General features: G+C 43.1%; 1 protein-coding gene. It reads left to right on the top strand.

Translation table 11 applies throughout. From position 1 onward, the window contains the following. Positions 1–145: 145 nt before the first annotated feature. Positions 146–1,000: a hypothetical protein gene (locus B5F25_RS20860; protein WP_140407018.1), complete on the top strand. Its 855-nt coding sequence runs from the start codon at positions 146–148 to the stop codon at positions 998–1,000. Positions 1,001–1,098 lie beyond the last annotated feature (98 nt).

Below are 1,098 nucleotides of genomic sequence, written 5' to 3'. Positions count from 1 at the left end.
TGAGAAAGCGCGAAACCGCCGTATGCGGAACCGCTTGTACGGTGGTGTGGGAGGTCGGTAAATGTGAAAGTAGGAGGCAAATGCCTTTCTATGATTAGCATTTACCTCCTACCCGATTAAAGAAGCCTTGAAGACCGGTGCGTATTTGGCTGAAGAGTTGGAGCATCAAAATCTGAACGAACGTATCCAGTTTCGGGCAAGCAGAGAACATGCCGTGGTATTAGGCACAGTGCTTAATCGGATATTCGATATCCGGAAAGAAGACCTTCTTAGTCTGTATGTGGTTTATACACTAAGTGACAGTCAGATAGGGAAAGAAATCATTCAGCCAGATGCTATATGGAACTTTGACTTATGCAAGGCGATGGCGGATGAGGAGCATCCTGAAATGTTTTATAACCAGGTGACTCTGTGCGTTTCTTATACCCGTAATGAAGAAACAGAGGAAACCGTGCTTATCCATTTAAAGGAGAACGGCGGCGATGAACAGACCCGGTTTATCCGTGCTTCTATCATGCGGACGCTTTCGACAGAGGAAGGTGACGTCTCTTTTTCGGCTACCCAAAACCAGCCGGAAACCTATTCCCTTCTGTTTGCATACGACTTGACAGACCCGCAAAGGCGAATTGCTGAATTTGAGAAGAAAGTGGAAAAGGTGGCTGAAAAGTATGCGAAAGGAAAAGAACTGGATGCGGATGAAACGGCTTTGATTGCTAAAATCGCTCCCGAAGTCGGATGGAATTATTCATGGGGGTACGAAGCTTTCAACGAGAAACGCTATTGGGACGCTCTGCTGTATTTGGAAAATGCTTTTTATCTGTTGAAGGAAAAGTTTTTCGATGATACTCTTTCGGATGAAGGATTGGATATGTTCTATCATTGTTGTTACTTGACAGGTTTTTGCTATGCCGAAATGAAACTGTATCAGAAAGCCTATTATTACTTGAGTTTCGTTTGGCCTTTGGATAACATCACATACAATAGAGTTTATGTAAATTAGTTATGATAGTTCCAAGGGTTGATTTTAATTCTGAGATTATGCAGTGCCATACATGTGGAAAAGATGTTTTCTACAAAGTTGTTTGCCCTGAGCCTGCA

The sequence above is a fragment of the Bacteroides sp. An19 genome, assembly GCF_002160215.1.
Lineage (GTDB): Bacteria > Bacteroidota > Bacteroidia > Bacteroidales > Bacteroidaceae > Phocaeicola > Phocaeicola intestinalis.
Note: the sequence above shows the minus strand (reverse complement) of the source record. Positions and strands in the feature narration are given on the sequence as shown.